The sequence below is a fragment of the Buttiauxella sp. AC142 genome (assembly GCF_979253435.1).
On the sequence record NZ_CEEDCH010000001.1, the window covers coordinates 2,494,691 to 2,512,033 of the forward strand.

At 49.3% G+C, this 17,343-nt stretch carries 17 protein-coding genes; 8 read left to right on the forward strand and 9 right to left on the reverse strand.

Going from position 1 to position 17,343, the window contains the following annotated elements:
* Positions 1-77: 77 nt before the first annotated feature.
* From prc to AC0IWZ_RS11510, 3 genes are all read right to left on the reverse strand, one after another.
* Positions 78-2,126 (reverse strand): carboxy terminal-processing peptidase, encoded by a 2,049-nt coding sequence (gene prc / locus AC0IWZ_RS11500; protein WP_471677288.1) that lies wholly within the window; start codon positions 2,124-2,126, stop codon positions 78-80.
* Positions 2,127-2,146: 20 nt separating this feature from the next.
* On the reverse strand, positions 2,147-2,827 hold the full coding sequence (gene proQ / locus AC0IWZ_RS11505; protein WP_034495962.1) for an RNA chaperone ProQ: 681 nt from the start codon (positions 2,825-2,827) through the stop codon (positions 2,147-2,149).
* Positions 2,828-2,931: 104 nt separating this feature from the next.
* The gene (locus AC0IWZ_RS11510) at positions 2,932-3,420 is read right to left on the reverse strand and encodes a GAF domain-containing protein (RefSeq protein ID WP_034495964.1); all 489 of its coding nucleotides are present in this window, start codon (positions 3,418-3,420) and stop codon (positions 2,932-2,934) included.
* 171 nt (positions 3,421-3,591) lie between these two features.
* On the opposite strand from AC0IWZ_RS11510, the gene yebS reads away from it, so the two are divergent.
* From yebS to AC0IWZ_RS11535, 5 genes are all read left to right on the forward strand, one after another.
* Positions 3,592-4,836 carry a membrane integrity lipid transport subunit YebS gene (gene yebS / locus AC0IWZ_RS11515; RefSeq protein WP_410373010.1) on the forward strand — a complete coding sequence of 415 codons (1,245 nt, stop codon included), beginning with the start codon at positions 3,592-3,594 and terminating at the stop codon, positions 4,834-4,836.
* Positions 4,805-7,441, forward strand: coding sequence for a PqiB family protein (locus AC0IWZ_RS11520; protein WP_471677287.1), 2,637 nt, complete (start codon positions 4,805-4,807; stop codon positions 7,439-7,441). The genes yebS and AC0IWZ_RS11520 overlap by 32 nt, the downstream gene beginning before the upstream one ends.
* A 72-nt stretch (positions 7,442-7,513) precedes the next feature.
* Positions 7,514-8,956, forward strand: coding sequence for a 16S rRNA (cytosine(1407)-C(5))-methyltransferase RsmF (gene rsmF / locus AC0IWZ_RS11525; protein ID WP_410373011.1), 1,443 nt, complete (start codon positions 7,514-7,516; stop codon positions 8,954-8,956).
* A 113-nt stretch (positions 8,957-9,069) separates the two neighbouring features.
* Complete coding sequence (locus tag AC0IWZ_RS11530) at positions 9,070-9,309, forward strand: YebV family protein (protein ID WP_034495973.1); 240 nt, start codon at positions 9,070-9,072, stop codon at positions 9,307-9,309.
* A 106-nt stretch (positions 9,310-9,415) separates the two neighbouring features.
* Complete coding sequence (locus AC0IWZ_RS11535; RefSeq protein WP_034495974.1) at positions 9,416-9,607, forward strand: YdfD/YebW family protein; 192 nt, start codon at positions 9,416-9,418, stop codon at positions 9,605-9,607.
* Positions 9,608-9,639: 32 nt separating this feature from the next.
* On the opposite strand, the gene AC0IWZ_RS11540 is transcribed toward AC0IWZ_RS11535, so the two are convergent.
* From AC0IWZ_RS11540 to AC0IWZ_RS11550, 3 genes are all read right to left on the reverse strand, one after another.
* Positions 9,640-10,284: a metallophosphoesterase gene (locus tag AC0IWZ_RS11540; RefSeq protein WP_471677286.1), complete on the reverse strand. Its 645-nt coding sequence runs from the start codon at positions 10,282-10,284 to the stop codon at positions 9,640-9,642.
* A gap of 55 nt (positions 10,285-10,339) precedes the next feature.
* Positions 10,340-10,867: a GNAT family N-acetyltransferase gene (locus tag AC0IWZ_RS11545; protein WP_471677285.1), complete on the reverse strand. Its 528-nt coding sequence runs from the start codon at positions 10,865-10,867 to the stop codon at positions 10,340-10,342.
* A 328-nt stretch (positions 10,868-11,195) separates the two neighbouring features.
* A complete protein-coding gene (locus AC0IWZ_RS11550) occupies positions 11,196-12,686 on the reverse strand; it encodes a SulP family inorganic anion transporter (RefSeq protein ID WP_034495978.1) in 1,491 nt (496 codons plus the stop codon).
* Between the two features lie 313 nt (positions 12,687-12,999).
* Between AC0IWZ_RS11550 and AC0IWZ_RS11555 the strand changes: the two genes are divergently transcribed.
* A complete protein-coding gene (locus AC0IWZ_RS11555) occupies positions 13,000-13,914 on the forward strand; it encodes a transporter substrate-binding domain-containing protein (RefSeq protein WP_471677284.1) in 915 nt (304 codons plus the stop codon).
* Positions 13,915-14,438: 524 nt separating this feature from the next.
* On the opposite strand, the gene AC0IWZ_RS11560 is transcribed toward AC0IWZ_RS11555, so the two are convergent.
* From AC0IWZ_RS11560 to yobA, 3 genes are read right to left on the reverse strand one after another with little or no spacing between them, the layout of a single operon-like run.
* The gene (locus AC0IWZ_RS11560; RefSeq protein WP_471679058.1) at positions 14,439-14,780 is read right to left on the reverse strand and encodes a YebY family protein; all 342 of its coding nucleotides are present in this window, start codon (positions 14,778-14,780) and stop codon (positions 14,439-14,441) included.
* Between the two features lie 26 nt (positions 14,781-14,806).
* Positions 14,807-15,679 carry a copper homeostasis membrane protein CopD gene (copD, locus tag AC0IWZ_RS11565; RefSeq protein ID WP_471677283.1) on the reverse strand — a complete coding sequence of 291 codons (873 nt, stop codon included), beginning with the start codon at positions 15,677-15,679 and terminating at the stop codon, positions 14,807-14,809.
* A 5-nt stretch (positions 15,680-15,684) separates the two neighbouring features.
* A complete protein-coding gene (gene yobA, locus AC0IWZ_RS11570; protein ID WP_471677282.1) occupies positions 15,685-16,059 on the reverse strand; it encodes a CopC domain-containing protein YobA in 375 nt (124 codons plus the stop codon).
* 158 nt (positions 16,060-16,217) lie between these two features.
* Between yobA and AC0IWZ_RS11575 the strand changes: the two genes are divergently transcribed.
* Both AC0IWZ_RS11575 and AC0IWZ_RS11580 read left to right on the forward strand, forming a co-directional pair.
* Positions 16,218-16,448: a DNA polymerase III subunit theta gene (locus AC0IWZ_RS11575; RefSeq protein WP_034495983.1), complete on the forward strand. Its 231-nt coding sequence runs from the start codon at positions 16,218-16,220 to the stop codon at positions 16,446-16,448.
* 132 nt (positions 16,449-16,580) lie between these two features.
* Positions 16,581-17,312 (forward strand): carbon-nitrogen hydrolase family protein, encoded by a 732-nt coding sequence (locus AC0IWZ_RS11580; RefSeq protein ID WP_471677281.1) that lies wholly within the window; start codon positions 16,581-16,583, stop codon positions 17,310-17,312.
* The last annotated feature ends 31 nt before the right edge of the window (positions 17,313-17,343 follow it).

Consider the following 17,343-nt stretch of genomic DNA (forward strand, 5'->3'; position numbering starts at 1 on the left):
TACATTTAAGGAGAGGTAGGTTTACGCGGCTTGATAGAGGTAAAAAAACGGGCACAAAATTTTGTGCCCGTTGGGGGTTACTTAGCAGGAGCCGGTTGCTCGGCTGGTTTATCTTGCTGCATTTTCGCAAGGTCCAGCGCAATGTGTACCGTTTCATCAAGATACGGATCAGGTTCTTGATAATCCTTCGGCAAATCGTCCAGTTTCTTCAACGGCGCTTTGCCTTCTCGCTTGTAGCGATCGTTAACACGTGCCAGTCGCGTGGCATCATCTTCCTGGTTTTCTTTCTCACGTTGAGCAAGATTCAGAGAGACGATATTGCGCTTCTCTTTCAGGGCATTGAAGCGAGCAATGTCCTTCATGATGTACTGGAACTCTGGATCGGCTGCAATTCTGTCCTGATGGAGTTTCAGCAACTGCGGCTCAAACGAAGACAAGTCGCCGGACTTAACGTAAGTCGCCGCGTTAATGCTATCCCACGGGAGTGCATTATCTTCAAACTTCTCGCCGGTTTCTGTCTCTTCAGTACCTGTTGGCATCATGACGTCTGGCGTCACACCTTTACGCTGAGTACTGCCGCCATTAATACGGTAGAACTTCTGGATGGTGTATTGCACAGAGCCTAATGCTGGCCATTCCGGGCGCAACATCTGATCGTAGATACGGTTCAATGAACGGTATTGCTGAACAGTACCTTTACCAAAGGTAGGTTCGCCGACAATCAGCGCGCGGCCATAATCCTGCATTGCTGCAGCGAAGATCTCAGAGGCAGAAGCACTGAAACGGTCAACCATCACCACCAGCGGGCCTTTGTAATACACCACACCGTCAGTATCGCTGTCTTCGCGCACTTTGCCGTTGTTATCACGAACCTGAACAACAGGGCCACCTGGAATGAACAAACCAGAAAGTGAAACAGCTTCGGTTAATGCCCCGCCGCCGTTAGAGCGTAAATCAATAATCACACTCTTAACGTTCTGTTTTTCCATTTTCTGCAGCTGAACTTTGACGTCATCCGTCAGGCCAACGTAGAAACCAGGAATATCCAGCACGCCCACTTTGTCTTTGCCGACCGTTTTAATCGTCAGTTTAACTGCGCGGTCTTCAAGACGGATACGTTCACGCGTTAATGTTACGATGCGCGCTTTGGTGCCTTTGCCAGCAGGCAAGATTTCCAGGCGAACTTTGCTGCCTTTCGGCCCTTTGATCAACGCAACAACGTCATCAAGACGCCAGCCAATGACATCGATCATCGCTTTACCGGTTTGGCCTACGCCGACAATGCGATCACCGACGGTAATCGCTTTGCTTTTCGCAGCCGGGCCACCCGCAACCATCGAGTTAATTACCGTATAGTCATCGTCCATCTGCAACACGGCACCAATACCTTCCAGAGATAAACTCATTTCGGTATTGAATTGTTCCGTATTACGCGGCGACAAATAGTTGGTGTGCGGGTCGATTTCGTGGGCAAAGGCAGTCATCGCCAGCGAGAAAACATCTTCGCTGTTGGATTGAGCCAAACGGCGAATCGCGAACTGATAACGCTTGGTCAGCGTTTCACGAATTTCCTGATCGGTTTTTCCGGTCAGCTTCAGGCTCAGTTCATCAAACTTAACTTTGCTATCCCACAGGGTATTTAACTCTGCAACGCTGGTCGGCCACGGCGATTTGCTGCGATCAACGTTGAAAGTGTCATTCCCTGTGAAATCCATCGGCTTTTCCAGCACCTTCAACGCGTATTGATAACGTTCAAAACGACGTTTTTGGGCCAGATTGTAGAGATCGTAAAAGACGTCCAGTTTGCCGGTGCGCAATTCATCGCCTATCAGCTTCTTGCGCGACACAAACTGCTCAACGTCGCTGGCAAGCAGTACGTTGTGGCTATAGTCGAGAAGGTTTAGATAGCGATCGAAAATTTTTGCGGAAAAATTTTCATCCAGATCAAACTGACGGTAATGCGAGCGAGTAAAGCGTGATGTGACACGCTCACTCACTGTAGCGTGCTGAGTCTCTTCCTTTAGCTGCGGGATTTGATCGGCACGCGTGATATTTTCGACGGCCAGTGCGCTACCTGCAAGAAACAACAGACTAGCGACCGCCGTACGCTTAAAGAGTTTGTTCATGCCAGGGTCTGGCCTCCGTTTCAGAACTGCAAGTGTTCTGCGCGTACGATCATTGCCATACCAGAAGTCAGCTGTACACGGACGCCATCTTTGGTAATTTCCAGTACGGTGGCATCCATCGCGTTATTACCCGCTTTGACTTTGATTGCCTGACCCACCTGCAAAGCAGAAATGTCCGTAACCGGAGTGCGTTTTTCTTCGACCGGAGCCTGAGGAGCCGGTTTTTCTGCACGTGGTTTACGTTCTGCAGCTTCAGGGCGACGCGGTGCAGGACGAGGTTTGCGCTCACGGCGAGGTTTATCAGCAACGGTTTCACCGTTAGCGATAGCCGCTTCGCGTTTTTTCGCTGCCTGTTCTGCGCGCTGTGCTTGAACACGAGCTTTTGCTTCTTCAAGCTGCTTGCGAGCATGCTCAACATGTTGCTCATCGAGTTCACCGCAAGGGTTGCCGTCGAGATCCACACGAGTTGCGCCGACTTTGATACCGTACAGGTAACGCCAGCTTGAAGTGTAAAGACGTAACGCGGAACGAAGTTGAGTTTTACTGAGGCTCATCTCCCCTTCAACGCGCGCGACTAAATCCTGGAAGATACCAATCTTCAGGGGGCGGGCTTCACCTTCAGCACTAAAGCACTGTGGGAAACGCTCTGCCAAAAAGGCGATGACTTCTTTGCTACTATTCAACTTGGGTTGATTTTCCATGAAATTTCCTGATTACAACGGAGTTGCCAACAATCCGCAGGCATGAACAGGCGACATTATAATGACGCTATCAGCAAATGCCACGTTATCCGTTGTTTATCATGCTATCGAGTGAAGAATTTTTTAAAATCCGTGTCGGTAAGCATCAGCGAAAGCTGCGTTACCAGTTGAGATAAGCCGATTTGGTCTTCAGGTGTGAAGCGCCCAAACTCAGTGCTATCAATATCCAGAACCCCAATCACCTCACCACCTACCGTCAATGGAAGTACAATTTCGGAGTTGCTGGCAGCGTCACAGGCGATGTGACCATCAAAAGCATGCACGTCTTCTACACGTTGAATGCTATTGGTGGATACCGCTGTACCGCAAACACCTTTTCCAACAGGAATACGCACACAGGCGATTTTCCCCTGGAATGGACCGAGTACCAGAGTGTCGCCTTCTAATAGATAGAAGCCCGCCCAGTTTACTCCTTCAAGCCGTTCAAATAGCAATGCACTGGTATTTGCCAGCGTCGCCAGAAAACTTGTTTCACCTGCCATTAACGCACTGAAATCGCGGTTTAAGTCCGCGTAAAATTGTTCTTTGTTCATTGATTAACCATAGTATGTTGTCTTACTCAACTGCATAGCATAGTAAAATAAGCATTAAATGCGTTATGCCACAAGGTGTATCATTCCGTGAATTACTATACGCTTAACGAATATTTCATAATCCATTGAGATGCCCCATGCGCCAACGGTATTCCCAGCTTACGATGACACATGAAAATACACGCCATTAGCCATGCTGTACCGCAGGCACGTTATCAGCGTTGCCCCCAATGCGATACACTTTTCTCGTTACCGTTGGTTAAATCATCGCAGAGCGCCTACTGCCCGCGCTGTGACGCCAAAGTTTACCATGGACGCGACTGGTCATTAACTCGCCTGGCGGCCATGGCGGTGGCCATGCTGCTACTCATGCCCGTTGCTTTCTCCGAGCCTTTGGTGCGCATCTATTTATTAGGCACGCGCATTGACGCTAACCTTTTTCAGGGCATCTGGCAGATGACCAGCCAGGGCGATCCGCTCACCGCGGCAATGGTCATGTTCTGCGCGGTGGGTGCACCTGCGACTCTGGTTGCCGGTATCGCCTATCTCTATTTCGGTCATATTCTGGGCATGAACCTGCGCCCGGTGTTGCTGATGCTTGAGAAGCTCAAAGAATGGGTGATGCTGGATATTTATCTCGTCGCCATCGGTGTGGCCTGCATAAAGGTACGCGAATTTGCGTTTATCCAGCCGGGTGTCGGCCTGGTGGCGTTTATTGCGCTGGTAATATTGAGCCTGTTAACCCTGATTCATCTCAACATGGAACAGCTGTGGTCACGTTTCTACCCGCAACGACCACCCCGTGCATGGAACCCGCAACTTCGCGTGTGTCTGGGCTGCCATTTCACGGGGGTACCGGATAATCGTGGACGTTGCCCACGCTGCCATGTGCCTTTGCGAGTGCGTCGTCGCCATAGTCTACAAAAATCCTGGGCAGCTTTAATCGGTTCGTTAGTGTTCCTGCTGCCTGCGAACCTGCTTCCAATATCAATACTTTACGTAAATGGCTCGCGCCAGGAAGACACCATTCTTTCCGGTATTCTGTCCCTCGCCAGTAGTAATGTGGCGGTCGCAGCAGTGGTTTTCATCGCCAGTATTCTGGTGCCATTTACTAAAGTTATCGTGCTGATTTCATTGCTGGTGAGCATACATTTTAAATGTGAGAAAGGGCTTAAGACGCGGATAACACTGCTACGCTTTATTACCTGGATTGGCCGTTGGTCCATTCTCGACCTCTTTGTTATTTCGCTTACGATGTCGCTGGTTAATCGCGATCAGTTATTGGCATTTACTATGGGACCGGCTGCGTTTTATTTTGGCGCAGCGGTTATTTTAACTATTCTTGCTGTCGAATGGCTGGATAGCCGACTACTTTGGGACGCACATGAGTCAGGAAATGCCCGCTTCACCGACTGAAGCGCGAATTAAAACAAAACGCCGTATTTCGCCCTTCTGGTTGCTGCCAATTATCGCTTTGATGATTGCCAGTTGGCTGATGTGGACAACCTGGGAAGAACGCGGCACCACAGCGACCATTGATTTCATTTCCGCAGACGGCATTGTTGCCGGACGCACGCCTGTCCGTTATCAGGGTGTCGAAGTCGGCACCGTGCAGAGCGTGAGCCTGAGCAAAGACCTGCGCAAAATAGAAGTGAAAGTCAGTATTAAAAGCGATATGAAAGACGCGCTGCGCGAGGACACCCAATTCTGGCTGGTCACGCCGAAAGCCTCACTGGCCGGGGTTTCTGGGCTGGATGCGTTGGTTGGCGGGAACTATATCGGCATGATGCCCGGTAAAGGTGAACCGCAAGAGCACTTTAGCGCACTCGATACGCAGCCCAAATATCGCCTGAATAACGGCGAGCTGATGATTCACCTCCATGCGCCAGATTTAGGTTCTCTCAATAGCGGATCGCTGGTCTATTACCGCAAAATTCCGGTCGGCCGTGTCTACGACTACACCATTAATAACAATAAACAGGGTGTCACTATTGATGTGCTGGTCGATCGCCGCTTCGCCAGGCTGGTGAAAAAAGGCAGTCGTTTCTGGAATGTCTCTGGCGTGAAAGCGAACGTCAGCCTTTCCGGCGCGCAGGTGCAACTGGAAAGCCTCGCAGCGTTAGTTAACGGTGCCATTGCCTTTGACTCGCCGGAAAACTCCGCTGAAGCCAAAGCTGAAGACGAGTTCGGCCTGTATGAAGACCTGGCGCACAGCCAGCGCGGCGTGATCATCGATCTCGATCTGCCAAGCGGCAAAGGTTTAACCGCTGGCTCCACAGCGTTAATGTACCAGGGCCTCGAAGTGGGTACGTTGACCAAGCTTAATCTCAATCCAGGCAGCACAGTCACCGGGCAAATGACCGTCGACCCAAGTGTTGTCAATTTGATGCGCAGCGGCACGCGTATTGAGCTTCGTGATCCGAAAATTTCGCTCAGTAACCCGAATCTCAGCAGTCTGCTCACCGGAAGCACGTTTGAACTCGTCCCTGGCGAAGGCGAACCACAGAATCACTTTGTGGTTTTCCCAAGTGATAAAACGCTGCTGCAACAACCTGATGTTATGACCCTCAAACTGACGGCTCCGGAAAGTTACGGCATTGATGCTGGTCAGCCGATCATTTTGCACGGCGTTCAGGTAGGCCAAATTCTGGAGCGCACATTGTCTGCCAAAGGCGTCACCTTCTCCGCCGCCATCGATCCTGAATATCGGCATTTGATTCAGGGCGACAGCAAATTCGTGGTGAATAGCCGTATTGACGTGAAAATGGGTATTGATGGTATCGAGCTTTTAGGTGCCAGTGCCAACGAGTGGATCAACGGCGGTGTGCGTATTATTCCAGGCAGCAAAAAAGGGGCGATGAATGAAAGCTATCCGCTTTACGCTAACCTGGAAAAAGCGGTTGAAAACAGCCTGAGTGATCTGCCAACGACGACGTTGACGTTAACGGCGTCCACCCTTCCCGACATTCAAACGGGTTCAGTGGTGCTGTATCGTAAATTCCAGGTCGGGGAGATTATCAGCGTCCGTCCTCGTGCCAATAGTTTTGATATCGATGTGAATATCAAGCCGGAATATCGCAACCTGCTGACTGCCAATAGCGTGTTCTGGGCTGAAGGCGGTGCGCGCGTGCAACTCAATGGCAGCGGGCTGACCGTTCAAGCCTCTCCGCTTTCACGTGCCTTAAAAGGTGCGATCAGTTTTGATAACTTATCCGGTGCCAGCGTCGGCCTTAAAAAAGGTGACAAACGGATGTTATACGCTTCTGAAACCGCCGCTCGCGCCGTGGGTAGCCAGATTACCCTGCACACCTTTGATGCTGGCAAACTCTCAGCAGGGATGCCAATTCGCTATCTGGGCATCGATATTGGGCAGCTGGAATCGCTCAATCTCACGGCATCTCGTAGCGAGGTCGAAGCCAAAGCGGTGCTTTATCCGGAATTTGTTCAGACATTTGCTCGTGGTGGCACACGCTTCTCGGTGGTAACACCGAAAATCTCAGCCTCCGGTGTTGATAATCTCGATACCATTCTCCAGCCATACATCAACGTGGAACCAGGACGCGGCCCAGCCCGCCGTGATTTCGAATTGCAGGAAACGTCTATCACCGACTCTCGTTATTCGGATGGCTTGAGCATCGTGCTGGAAGTCCCGGAAGCCGGATCATTGAGCATTGGGACACCGGTCCTGTTCCGTGGCGTAGAAGTGGGGACGGTAACAGGCTTAACGTTGGGCAATCTCTCAGACCGCGTGATGATTGGTTTGCGTATCAGCAAACGCTTCCAACACCTGGTACGTGATAGCTCGGTGTTCTGGCTGGCGTCTGGCTACAGTCTTGATTTCGGTCTGACGGGTGGCGTGGTGAAAACCGGTACCTTTAGCCAGTTCATTCGGGGAGGCATTGCCTTTGCAACACCGCCAGGTACTCCGCTGGCACCGAAAGCCGAAACCGGTAAGCACTTCTTGTTAGAGGAAAGTGAGCCGAAAGAATGGCGCCAATGGGGCACAGCCCTGCCGCGTTAATGCCCGCGCCCCGGTGCTTCACCGGGGCGCTTGTGCTACACTTGGGCCTTCATTTTTTCCTGGACTTCCTTCGTGGCTCACTCTCATACCGCCTTTCTCCCGCAAGCCTTTCTTGATGTTATTCGTGATGCGCTCCCGGCAGGACAAACTCTCGATAGTTTTATTGAATACTGCCAACGCCCACTTCGCCGTAGCTTGCGCGTGAATACCCTCAAGATTTCAGTCAGCGACTTTCTTACGCTTGTTGCGCCTTACGACTGGCATCTGACCCCGGTTCCGTGGTGTGCGGAAGGTTTCTGGATTGAGCGAGAAGACGAAGATAGCCTGCCATTGGGTAGCACTGCAGAACATCTAAGCGGTCTGTTTTATATTCAGGAAGCCAGTTCCATGCTGCCGGTTGCCGCGCTGTTCGCTGACGGTAATCAACCCGACCGCATTATGGATGTCGCCGCCGCACCGGGGTCAAAAACCACTCAAATTGCCGCGTGTATGGGCAACCGTGGCGCCATTCTGGCGAATGAATACTCCGCCAGTCGTGTAAAAGTGCTGCATGCCAACATCAGCCGCTGTGGTATTAGCAACGTGGCGCTCACGCATTTTGATGGCCGGGTATTTGGCGCAGCGTTACCTGAATGTTTCGATGCGATTTTGCTTGATGCCCCCTGTTCCGGTGAAGGTGTGGTGCGTAAAGACCCCGACGCTCTGCGCAACTGGACGCCTGAAAGCACCACCGGCATTGCCGATACCCAGCGAGAGCTTATCGCCAGTGCGTTTCATGCCCTGCGTCCAGGCGGCACATTGATTTATTCGACCTGCACATTAAACCGTGAAGAGAATCAGCAGATTTGCCAGTGGTTACTCGACGAGTGGCCCGATGCAGTTGAAATCGCGCCGCTCAATGATTTATTCCCTGAAGCCAGTAAAGCGATTACGGCGGAAGGTTATTTGCATGTGTTCCCACAGATTTATGATTGCGAAGGCTTTTTTGTCGCACGCTTGCGCAAAACGGCATCAGTTGAAGCGCTCCCGGCACCGGGTTACAAAGTGGGTAAATTCCCCTTCATCCCTCTGCATGGCAAACAGGCAGCAGAAGTGAAAGCAGCCGCAAAACAATCAGGGATTGCCTGGCAAGATGACCAACAGCTTTGGCTGCGCGATAAAGAAATTTGGTTATTCCCAAAAGAAATTATTCCGCTATTCGGCCAGGTGCGCTTTTCACGCATTGGTTTACGCCTTGCCGAGCAATACAACAAAGGCTACCGCTGGCAGCATGAAGCCGTAATTGCGCTGGTGAAGGGAGACTCCCCACTTGCGTTTGCGCTCACCGAATTTGAAGCGGATGAATGGTATCACGGGCGCGATATTTACCCTGATGAGTCCCCTTCTCTCAACGAAGTGATTGTCACTTATCAAGGGCAACCTCTTGGACTGGCGAGAAAAGTCGGCTCACGCCTGAAAAATAGCTATCCGCGTGACCTGGTTCGTGATGGGAAATTGTTCGCTCACAAAGGCTGAGCGCAATAAAAAATAATCGCCATGTCATTTGCAGTTTTCACACGGTTGTCTACGCTCTAAATTGGGTGATCTCACTGGTCATACCACATGTATCCGGACCCAAGGAGAGCGAGATGACGAAAACAAACGTACGAATAGGCATCTTCGAAATTGATGATGCTGAATTACATGGCGAGCAACAGGGGGATCGAACGTTAAGCATCCCTTGTAAATCAGACCCGGACCTGTGCATGCAACTTGATGCCTGGGATGATGAAACCAGCATACCCGCCGTCTTAGATGGCGAACATTCCGTGCTTTACCGTCAACATTACGACCAGAAATCTGATGCCTGGATCATGCGCCTTGCCTGATCCAAAATGAACCCGTCGCTCAGGCGGGTTAATTAAGTGGTCTGATTACCCCTCTTCCCGTGACTTCTCCTACAATTAAGCCAAACGGTGCAACTCAGAGGCACGAATGTTTGCGTTGGTTTTGTTTGTTTGCTACCTGGACGGTGGCTGTGAAGATATTGTGGTGGACGTTTTTAACACAGAACATCAATGTCTGTTCGCTATGGATGAGCAACGGATCCGCTATGGTGGATGTTTCCCGGTCGAAGACTTTATTGATGGCTTCTGGCGACCGGCTCACGAGTTTAGTACGTTGTAGCGCACTGGGTTTATCGTGAAAGGAATGACTGTTTACTGAACCTGCACCATCGTCAGTTTGTTACCAAAGACAGCGCCCGTATCAATATAAAATTGATTGTGGAAATGACTGACTTCTTTCAGCGGCGTATGTCCAAAATAGAACTCATCGGCCCCGTCAATATCTGCCCCTCCCCCACGTAAATTTTCATTTAGCCGTGAGCGGCTCCAGACTAGCAAATGCTCGTCTACCGGTTGGTTCCAGCGGTACTGCGAAGCGGGATAATCTGCGTGAGCAATAACCAACAACTTCCCCTGGGTGTAGAGTTCAATCACCAATGGTAGCTCACGACAATGTAATAAGGCTTGCTGCACCTTTTGCTGAACCTGTTCAGGCAATTCCTGATACCAGTTCCCGCCATTTATTTGCAAGAGCATCCCTTCACCTTCGTCGAGTGCTTCAAGGGCCATCGCTTCATGATTGCCTTTTACCGCTCTGAACCATTTGCTATCAAGCAATGCCAGACAGCCAGGGCTGTTAGCCCCCCTGTCGATAAGATCCCCCACCGAGATGACCAGATCCTGATGGTAATCAAACTGTTGGTGTTTAAGTTGGCTGATGAACTCGGAAAGACAGCCGTGCAAATCACCGACAATAAATACATGCCGCCAGTTCTCACCGTCAATTCGCTGATACATTCCGCCTCCGCACTGGTTGTTTATTGCTCAATTATAAACCAGTGCGCGGCGATGGCTAGCGTGTCGGGCGAATGAACATTTTGATTTGCTTGCCGTGGTATTCGACGTTGTGTTGAAACTGGAAACCAAATCGTTCCGCAAGATGGATGGAACGCAGATTATCGTTATCTACAATACAGCAAACTGGCGTGGTAAATTCACGGTCTGCCCAGTGTAAAATCGTGGCTAAGGCTTCTGTCGCATAGCCTTTCCCGTGTACGGAGGGAATTAAAGTCCAGCCCGCTTCCGGAAACTCAAGTTCTGGAGTCAATTCGCGATGCGCATTCTGAAAACCAAATGCACCGACGTAACGCTCGTTATCTTTTTCAAATACCCCCCAATAACCATACCCAAGAGCCTGCCAGTGGCCGATATAGCGTAATAACCGACTCCATGTCATTTCCGGCCCTTGCGGCTGGCCGCCTCCGATAAATTTAACCATTTCCGGGTCAGCCCAGCAGGCGGCTAAATCAGGGAAATCATCCAACGTAAAATGACGTAAAACCAAGCGCTCAGTTTCCAAACGAGGTGCTGCGATAACCATGCTCACGACCTTAACTTTATGACTGATTAAACATTTTCATTATTCTGCCAACATAAAATAAAAAAAGGCTGCATTCAATGCAGCCTTTATAGGATGTGATACGAGTTATCTGGCAAATTTTTCCGCTTCTTCAAGCGTTTCAATATGGCTTACACCTAAGAGTACGGTGGTAATAAAACCCACGATGTACCCCACCAGTTTACTATTGAGGATCAGTTTCAAACTTTCTGGCACCTCCGTTTCACTCTGGGACTAACACTAATCTAGCAGTCCCTTGATGATAAAAGTAACGGCAGATTCACACTTTTGTCATCTAATACTCATAGCGTCAGATTTTTCCGCTCAATCGTGCGTGGAAATCGCTACTGCGTAAGTCCAGACCAACAATATCCACTTTGCTTTCATAGCGTTGATAGCGCGTTTCGATTGCATCCAGTACCGCGACGGTAGATACATCCCAAATTTGCGCCTGAGATAAATCAATAATCACTTTTTGTGGGTCGTCTGCATAACGAAAATGTTCAAACAAATCGTTGCTGCTGGCAAAAAACAGCGGGCCGGTCACTGTATAACGGACAGACTGTCCGTCATCTGACAACGTTCTATCTGCACGCACCACATGAGCGATACGGCGAGCAAACAGAATCATGGCAAAAATAACACCACCCACCACACCCAAAGCCAGGTTTCCTGTCGCAACTGTCACCGCAACCGTCGTTACCATCACCAGCGTTTCCGGGAGCGGTATTCTTTTTAATGTGGCAGGTTTAACGCTGTGCCAGTTAAGTGTTTTGACGGCAACAATCACCATGATGCCAGCCAAAACCACCATCGGGATCTTCGCCATCAGCTCACTTAGCCCTGTGACCAACAACAGCAAGACCAGTCCGGCTGCCAGGGTTGAAACTCTTGTGCGCCCTTTCCCCAGTTCCACGTTAACCATGGTCTGACCAATCATCGCGCAACCCGCAATGCCACCATAGAAGCCTGCAAAAATATTCGATACACCTAATCCCCAGCATTCACGACGCTTGCTCGAAGGGGTATCGGTCAGTTCATCGACCAGTTTGGCCGTCAGCAAAGACTCCATTAAGCCGACAAAAGCGATGCTCAAGGCGCACGGCCAGATAATCCGTAAAGTGTCGAGATTGAGCGGTACTAAAAGCTCGGTTAAGCCAGGCAAGCCTGCAGCCATCGGCCCGGATTCCCCCACCGTTGGCACGGAGAACCCCATCCCGATACACAAGGCGGTAATGACCAGAATCGCCACCAGCGGAGAAGGAACCATTTTAAACACGCGCGGGAGGAACAGCACGATGATCAGTGTGAGCGCAAACAGCCCCCAGACAAGCGGATTATCCCCCCAAATGTGCGGCATCTGAGCGAAGAAAATCAGAATACCGAGGGCATTCACAAAGCCTGTCATCACTGAAAGCGGGATATAACGCATCATGCGTGCAAGGCCAGTGACACCGAACAAAATCTGTATTAGGCCGGCCATCAGCACGGCAGGAAAAATATATTCGACCCCATGCTGATGCACCATTGGCCCGATCACTAACGCGACTGAACCCGCAGCGGCTGTCACCATCGCGGGGCGGCCTCCGAGGAATGACATCGAAATACACAATACGATGGAGGCGACCAGGCTAACTTTTGGGTCAACACCGGCAATCACCGAAAATGAAATGATCTCTGGCACCAGTGCCAGCGCGGTGACTATCCCCGCGAGGGATTCACGCGCCAGGAGCCGTGGACTGCGCAGTACATAGGCGAGAGAATTTTCCCGGCGATGTGTTTCTGTTTGAGTTGTGGTCATAGTTTCGTCTTTGCAGGTTTATTTTTAATAGTGGTTCATTTTGAACCGACGTGATTGTACAGAGAGGATAGTAAGGATGCTAATTAATGTGATCTATATCTCTTTGCGAGCGCTACCGCTGCGCACAGAATTGCGATGGATTAAAAGCGTTGATGACAGTCCAGAAAATTACACGGCAAATAGTAAAAATGGATAATACCTGTACGACTATTATTAGGAATCAAACATCAAAAACATTATAGTATCGACGGCCATTTCTAATTCTCTATAAAATCATTCATTTTTAGCCATTTTAATTAATGGGGGTTTTCTTTTGTTTAGTCATTTGACTTATTGTAAATCGATTGGTGCTTTTTTGTTGGCAGGCATAGTGCTATTTAGTGAAAATGCTATTGCCGACCCGGTGCTGGATAAAATACTTAACACTCATAATATCAGGCTCGCATGGGTTGATAACACTAAACCTATTTCATGGCTGTCAAATGGTAAACCCGCTGGCATGGCGATAGATATCTGCCTGGATGTAGTCGATAACCTAAAGCAGCGTTACAAAACGAATATAAATGTCACGTGGGTGAAAGTCGCTACTGCCGCCCGTTTTCAGGTTATAGCGAACAACCAGGCAGATATCCTTTGTGCCGTAGCCGCTAACACCGGGCAACGTGACAAATTAGTGAGTTTTTCTACCCCCTGGCTTTATACCAAAATGAATTACCTGACTAAGAAAGAAAATAACATCAGCAATAAAGAGATGCTGGCCGGACATACTGTAGGTGTCATTAGTGGTGGGACATCAGCAATCATGCTGGCAAAAATGAACCAACAATTTAATTACTCTATATCCGTTAAATTAGTCAGAGACTTTAGCGAAGGATTTAGTTTACTTGCCGATGACCATATTACGGCATTTGTTACTGATGATATTATCATTCGTGGAAAACTGGTTGATATTCCAGACAGAGAAAAGTATCAAATGAGTCCTGAAGGTTTTGGTGAAACATTATCCTACGGACTGGTTGTCGCAAAAGATTCATATAATATGAAAGATATTATCAATGAAGATATAAAAGCGATATTTACTTCCGGGCGATTCGATAAATTATATAATAAGTGGTTTATGTCTCCAGTCTCTCCTTCTGGTGAAAGCGTCCAGCAACCCATGTCTGAAAAACTCCTCGAGCTAGAAAATCGCTTACTGAGTACACAAGATAACTCAGCTCAACAGTAACGCTGACGCCGTAGTAAACTTTCCAGGCCAGTTCCATATGTTAAAGAATAATATTGGCTAGAATATTAGATATTTGGAAAATATCGAGAAGGCTTTCACCTGAAAATCTCCGGTTATCACCCAAAAAAATGACCGAAAAGTGTTTGGATTCGCGGGAAAAGCAGTTTATGTTGTTATGGGTCTGTTACGAAAAACCCACGAGACTGAAAGTGCAGTTTTGGTCTTTCTTGGGCAAGCACCGCTAAGCGGTTGTTTTAAATGACAGATAAAAAAAGACCGAATACGATTCCTATATTCGGTCCAGGGAAATGGCTCTTGGGAGAGAGCCGTGCGCTAAAAGTTGGCATTAATGCAGGCAGACTTCGCCTTGCCTTCTAAGAATAGATTACCGGCGCAGCTTTTCCAGTCCGGCGCAAAAGTGTTCGGAAAAAAACTGTGTTACAGGTGACGTATTAGAATAAAACCGCAATAGCCGGGTACCGGATATTGCGGTTTTTTATTATAGATGAAGATGTTAGGCAGGCTTAGTTACACAATTTTTCGGCGCGTTCAATAAATGGTGCAAGACTCTTTTTTTGCCCTGGTTGTTTAGGATCGTCAATTTGAATCACTGAAATCGGCTGGCCGGTGGTTTTACCACTGGTAACTTGCTGTTGTGCAATGTCATTTAGCGGGTATTGCATTAATGTGCTTGGGTTGATTGCAAACAAGGCATGCCTGGGACGGCAACTTAGCATCACCTCTTCACGGTTAAACGCCCAGTTATCTTTACCCATTTCAAAACGGCTAACGGTGATAATTTGTGGTGCTGCAAAAGCACTGCTGGTGCAAGCCAGCATCAGCAAAGTCAAAATACTTTTTTTCATGATTCTCTCTTGAGCTAATAACGCCATCAGTACGGTTCCCAGGTTGCGAAAATGCTAACCGCAAGGATCACCGCCACGGATAAAATGACTTCCAGCCAGGTTAATTGAATAAACTGTTTTGTTGCCGCCTGAGCGCGATTAAAGCGCGGCACCAAAAAATAGCGGTTATATAGCGCGATGATAACCATCACGGCAACAAAGACAACTTTCATCAGCAAGAAGCGCACGTAGTCGCTATCCAGTGGCAACGACCAACCTAAAATCATCAGGCTGTTGACGACACCACTGAGCAATACCGCTGCGACCGCTAAATGCCCGTAACGAGAAAAACGCATCATTGCGGTGATCGCCGCACCTCGCCAGCGCGGCTTTTTCGCCATACGCATACACATCAGCAGCGGCAGTAAACCGCCAGCCCACCAGCCCGCGCTCAGTAAGTGCACCGCATGATTCAGGCGTTGCAGGCCGCCGACGAAACCTTCGCGCATCGCCGCATGGCCGACGCCCGCCAGTAAAATAAGTTGCGCTGCCGCCAGAATAAGTAACATGGGCTGCAAAGTGCGCGGTTTGAGTAACAGCACCGCAACCGTCACCACGCCGAGCAGGATCTGCCATAGCCAGACAGAGCCAAAGCGCGTGCCCAGAACCGCCAGCCAGACTTGCGGATTAATCGCATCTCGCCAACCACTTCCCATCATTCCCGCCTGCGCACATAACAACATTACGGCGCTCAGCATTGTCATCCATACAGCGGATTGCCACAGCCATGTCAGCCTGCGAATGAGAACCGGTTTGAATGCCTGAGGGGCCAATAAAGAGCATGAGATGGTACTGCCCAGCAGTACCATTAAGGCGGTGAAATGAATGAATCGCAGCGCGATATAAAGAGAGGGCAACATCCGGTTTATTTCACCGAGAAGTGGTAATTCCCTTTTGTCTTATGCCCATCGACCGACACGACATGCCAGTCGACCTGATAGTCACCCGGCTTCAGCGCTTCTTCAACTGGAACAATCAGTTGCTTGTCATCTTTTTCATTGCGCTTCGCAGTACCCGTTTTTACCGCAGCTTGCTGTGGCCCGGTCAACGTGAGTCCGCTAAAATTCGCCTCAACACCTTCAGAGAAATTAAGGGTAATTGCCTGTGGTGAAGCCGTTACCGCAGCATCTGCCGCAGGATATTGATGTTTTAAATGCGCGTGCGCTAAGGCAGAGCCGGAAGCTGTGAGGGCGGTAAAAAATGTAGCGATGGTTAAGAGACGAGTTCGAGTGAAAGCCATATCAACTATTCCTTTTTCTTATTCGAGACGGCAAAAGGATAACCTTGAGTGCTGGCTAAGTCGAGATGAGAACAGCTATCAATGATCGAATATTGCCGTAAAGGGTTGTCATCCACGGCAGCAACCAGTACCTTTGCGGCACAAAACAGGAGGCCTATATGAACCACAATCTTGCTGAATTACCCCAGGATGAAATGGATAAGATCAATGTTGATCTTGCTGCTGCAGGCGTTGCATTTAAAGAGCGTTACAACATGCCAGTTATTGCCGAAGTTGTTGAGCGCGAACAGCCTGCACATTTGCGAGATTGGTTCCGGGAACGTTTGATTGCGCACCGTCTGGCTTCCGTTAATCTGTCACGACTTCCATACGAACCTAAAGTGAAATAAAAATCCGCTGCCTTAAACTTCCTGACAAAAATGGTGTTAAGATTTTTCTCGGTAAAAGACTGAGAAACACAGGAATTACCTGTTTAGGCCATAGGATGATGGCCGTTGGGTAGATTGATTAAGGAAGAACGTATGCCTGTCTGGAATGTTGCAGCGGCGCAGTATGGCGCCACCCTCGATGACCTCGACTCGAATATTTCACATCATTTAGAATTTATCCGGTGTGCTGTACGCGAACACATTGACCTTCTGATTTTCCCTGAGCTTTCTCTCACCGGATTCAATATAGAAAATCACCACGCTTACTCCCTTCCCTTTACTGACGAGCGCCTCAACCCCTTGCAAAACGCAGCCGTAGAACACCAAATGACCATTGTGGTGGGTTTACCTTTGCGGTGCGAAAATGGCGTTACGCCTGGTTCGGTTGGTTTTTTGCCCGATGGTTCCCGCGTTGCTTGTTGTAAACCTACCAGCAACGATATGGACCTTCCCGGACAACACACACCCTTAGTCGGCTTACATAACCGTAGTGTGGCGATGGGCTTTAGCACCGGCAGTGATGAAGAAACCTGGCCGCGCAGTGCGGCTGAAATGGGGGCGAGTCTCTATGCCACCGGAAAATTTATCAACGAAATCAGCTACCAACAAGACGAAATGTATTTGCAGCGTTGGGCGCATAAGTACAACTTGCCGGTATTACTGGCAAATCATGCCTGGTCGGATGGGAAATATCGTTCAGCCGGGCGTAGCGCATGTTGGGACGATCGTGGCGAATTAGTGGTTCGTGCCGACCATGGCGAATTGTTAGCTGTCGGTCGTCGTGACGCAAAAGGTTGGCATGGAGAAATCATTCCATTACGCTAGCGTATTAATGAAATCAGCAAAGATGTGATGG

What these genes read in the sequence shown, in the direction of transcription:
- prc (WP_471677288.1), bottom strand. Translation starts at nt 2,126, where the DNA reads ATGAACAAACTCTTTAAGCGTACGGCGGTCGCTAGTCTGTTGTTTCTT.
- proQ (WP_034495962.1), bottom strand. Translation starts at nt 2,827, where the DNA reads ATGGAAAATCAACCCAAGTTGAATAGTAGCAAAGAAGTCATCGCCTTT.
- AC0IWZ_RS11510 (WP_034495964.1), bottom strand. Translation starts at nt 3,420, where the DNA reads ATGAACAAAGAACAATTTTACGCGGACTTAAACCGCGATTTCAGTGCG.
- yebS (WP_410373010.1), top strand. Translation starts at nt 3,592, where the DNA reads ATGAAAATACACGCCATTAGCCATGCTGTACCGCAGGCACGTTATCAG.
- AC0IWZ_RS11520 (WP_471677287.1), top strand. Translation starts at nt 4,805, where the DNA reads ATGAGTCAGGAAATGCCCGCTTCACCGACTGAAGCGCGAATTAAAACA.
- AC0IWZ_RS11530 (WP_034495973.1), top strand. Translation starts at nt 9,070, where the DNA reads ATGACGAAAACAAACGTACGAATAGGCATCTTCGAAATTGATGATGCT.
- AC0IWZ_RS11535 (WP_034495974.1), top strand. Translation starts at nt 9,416, where the DNA reads ATGTTTGCGTTGGTTTTGTTTGTTTGCTACCTGGACGGTGGCTGTGAA.
- AC0IWZ_RS11540 (WP_471677286.1), bottom strand. Translation starts at nt 10,284, where the DNA reads ATGTATCAGCGAATTGACGGTGAGAACTGGCGGCATGTATTTATTGTC.
- AC0IWZ_RS11545 (WP_471677285.1), bottom strand. Translation starts at nt 10,867, where the DNA reads ATGGTTATCGCAGCACCTCGTTTGGAAACTGAGCGCTTGGTTTTACGT.
- AC0IWZ_RS11550 (WP_034495978.1), bottom strand. Translation starts at nt 12,686, where the DNA reads ATGACCACAACTCAAACAGAAACACATCGCCGGGAAAATTCTCTCGCC.
- AC0IWZ_RS11560 (WP_471679058.1), bottom strand. Translation starts at nt 14,780, where the DNA reads ATGAAAAAAAGTATTTTGACTTTGCTGATGCTGGCTTGCACCAGCAGT.
- copD (WP_471677283.1), bottom strand. Translation starts at nt 15,679, where the DNA reads ATGTTGCCCTCTCTTTATATCGCGCTGCGATTCATTCATTTCACCGCC.
- yobA (WP_471677282.1), bottom strand. Translation starts at nt 16,059, where the DNA reads ATGGCTTTCACTCGAACTCGTCTCTTAACCATCGCTACATTTTTTACC.
- AC0IWZ_RS11575 (WP_034495983.1), top strand. Translation starts at nt 16,218, where the DNA reads ATGAACCACAATCTTGCTGAATTACCCCAGGATGAAATGGATAAGATC.
- AC0IWZ_RS11580 (WP_471677281.1), top strand. Translation starts at nt 16,581, where the DNA reads ATGCCTGTCTGGAATGTTGCAGCGGCGCAGTATGGCGCCACCCTCGAT.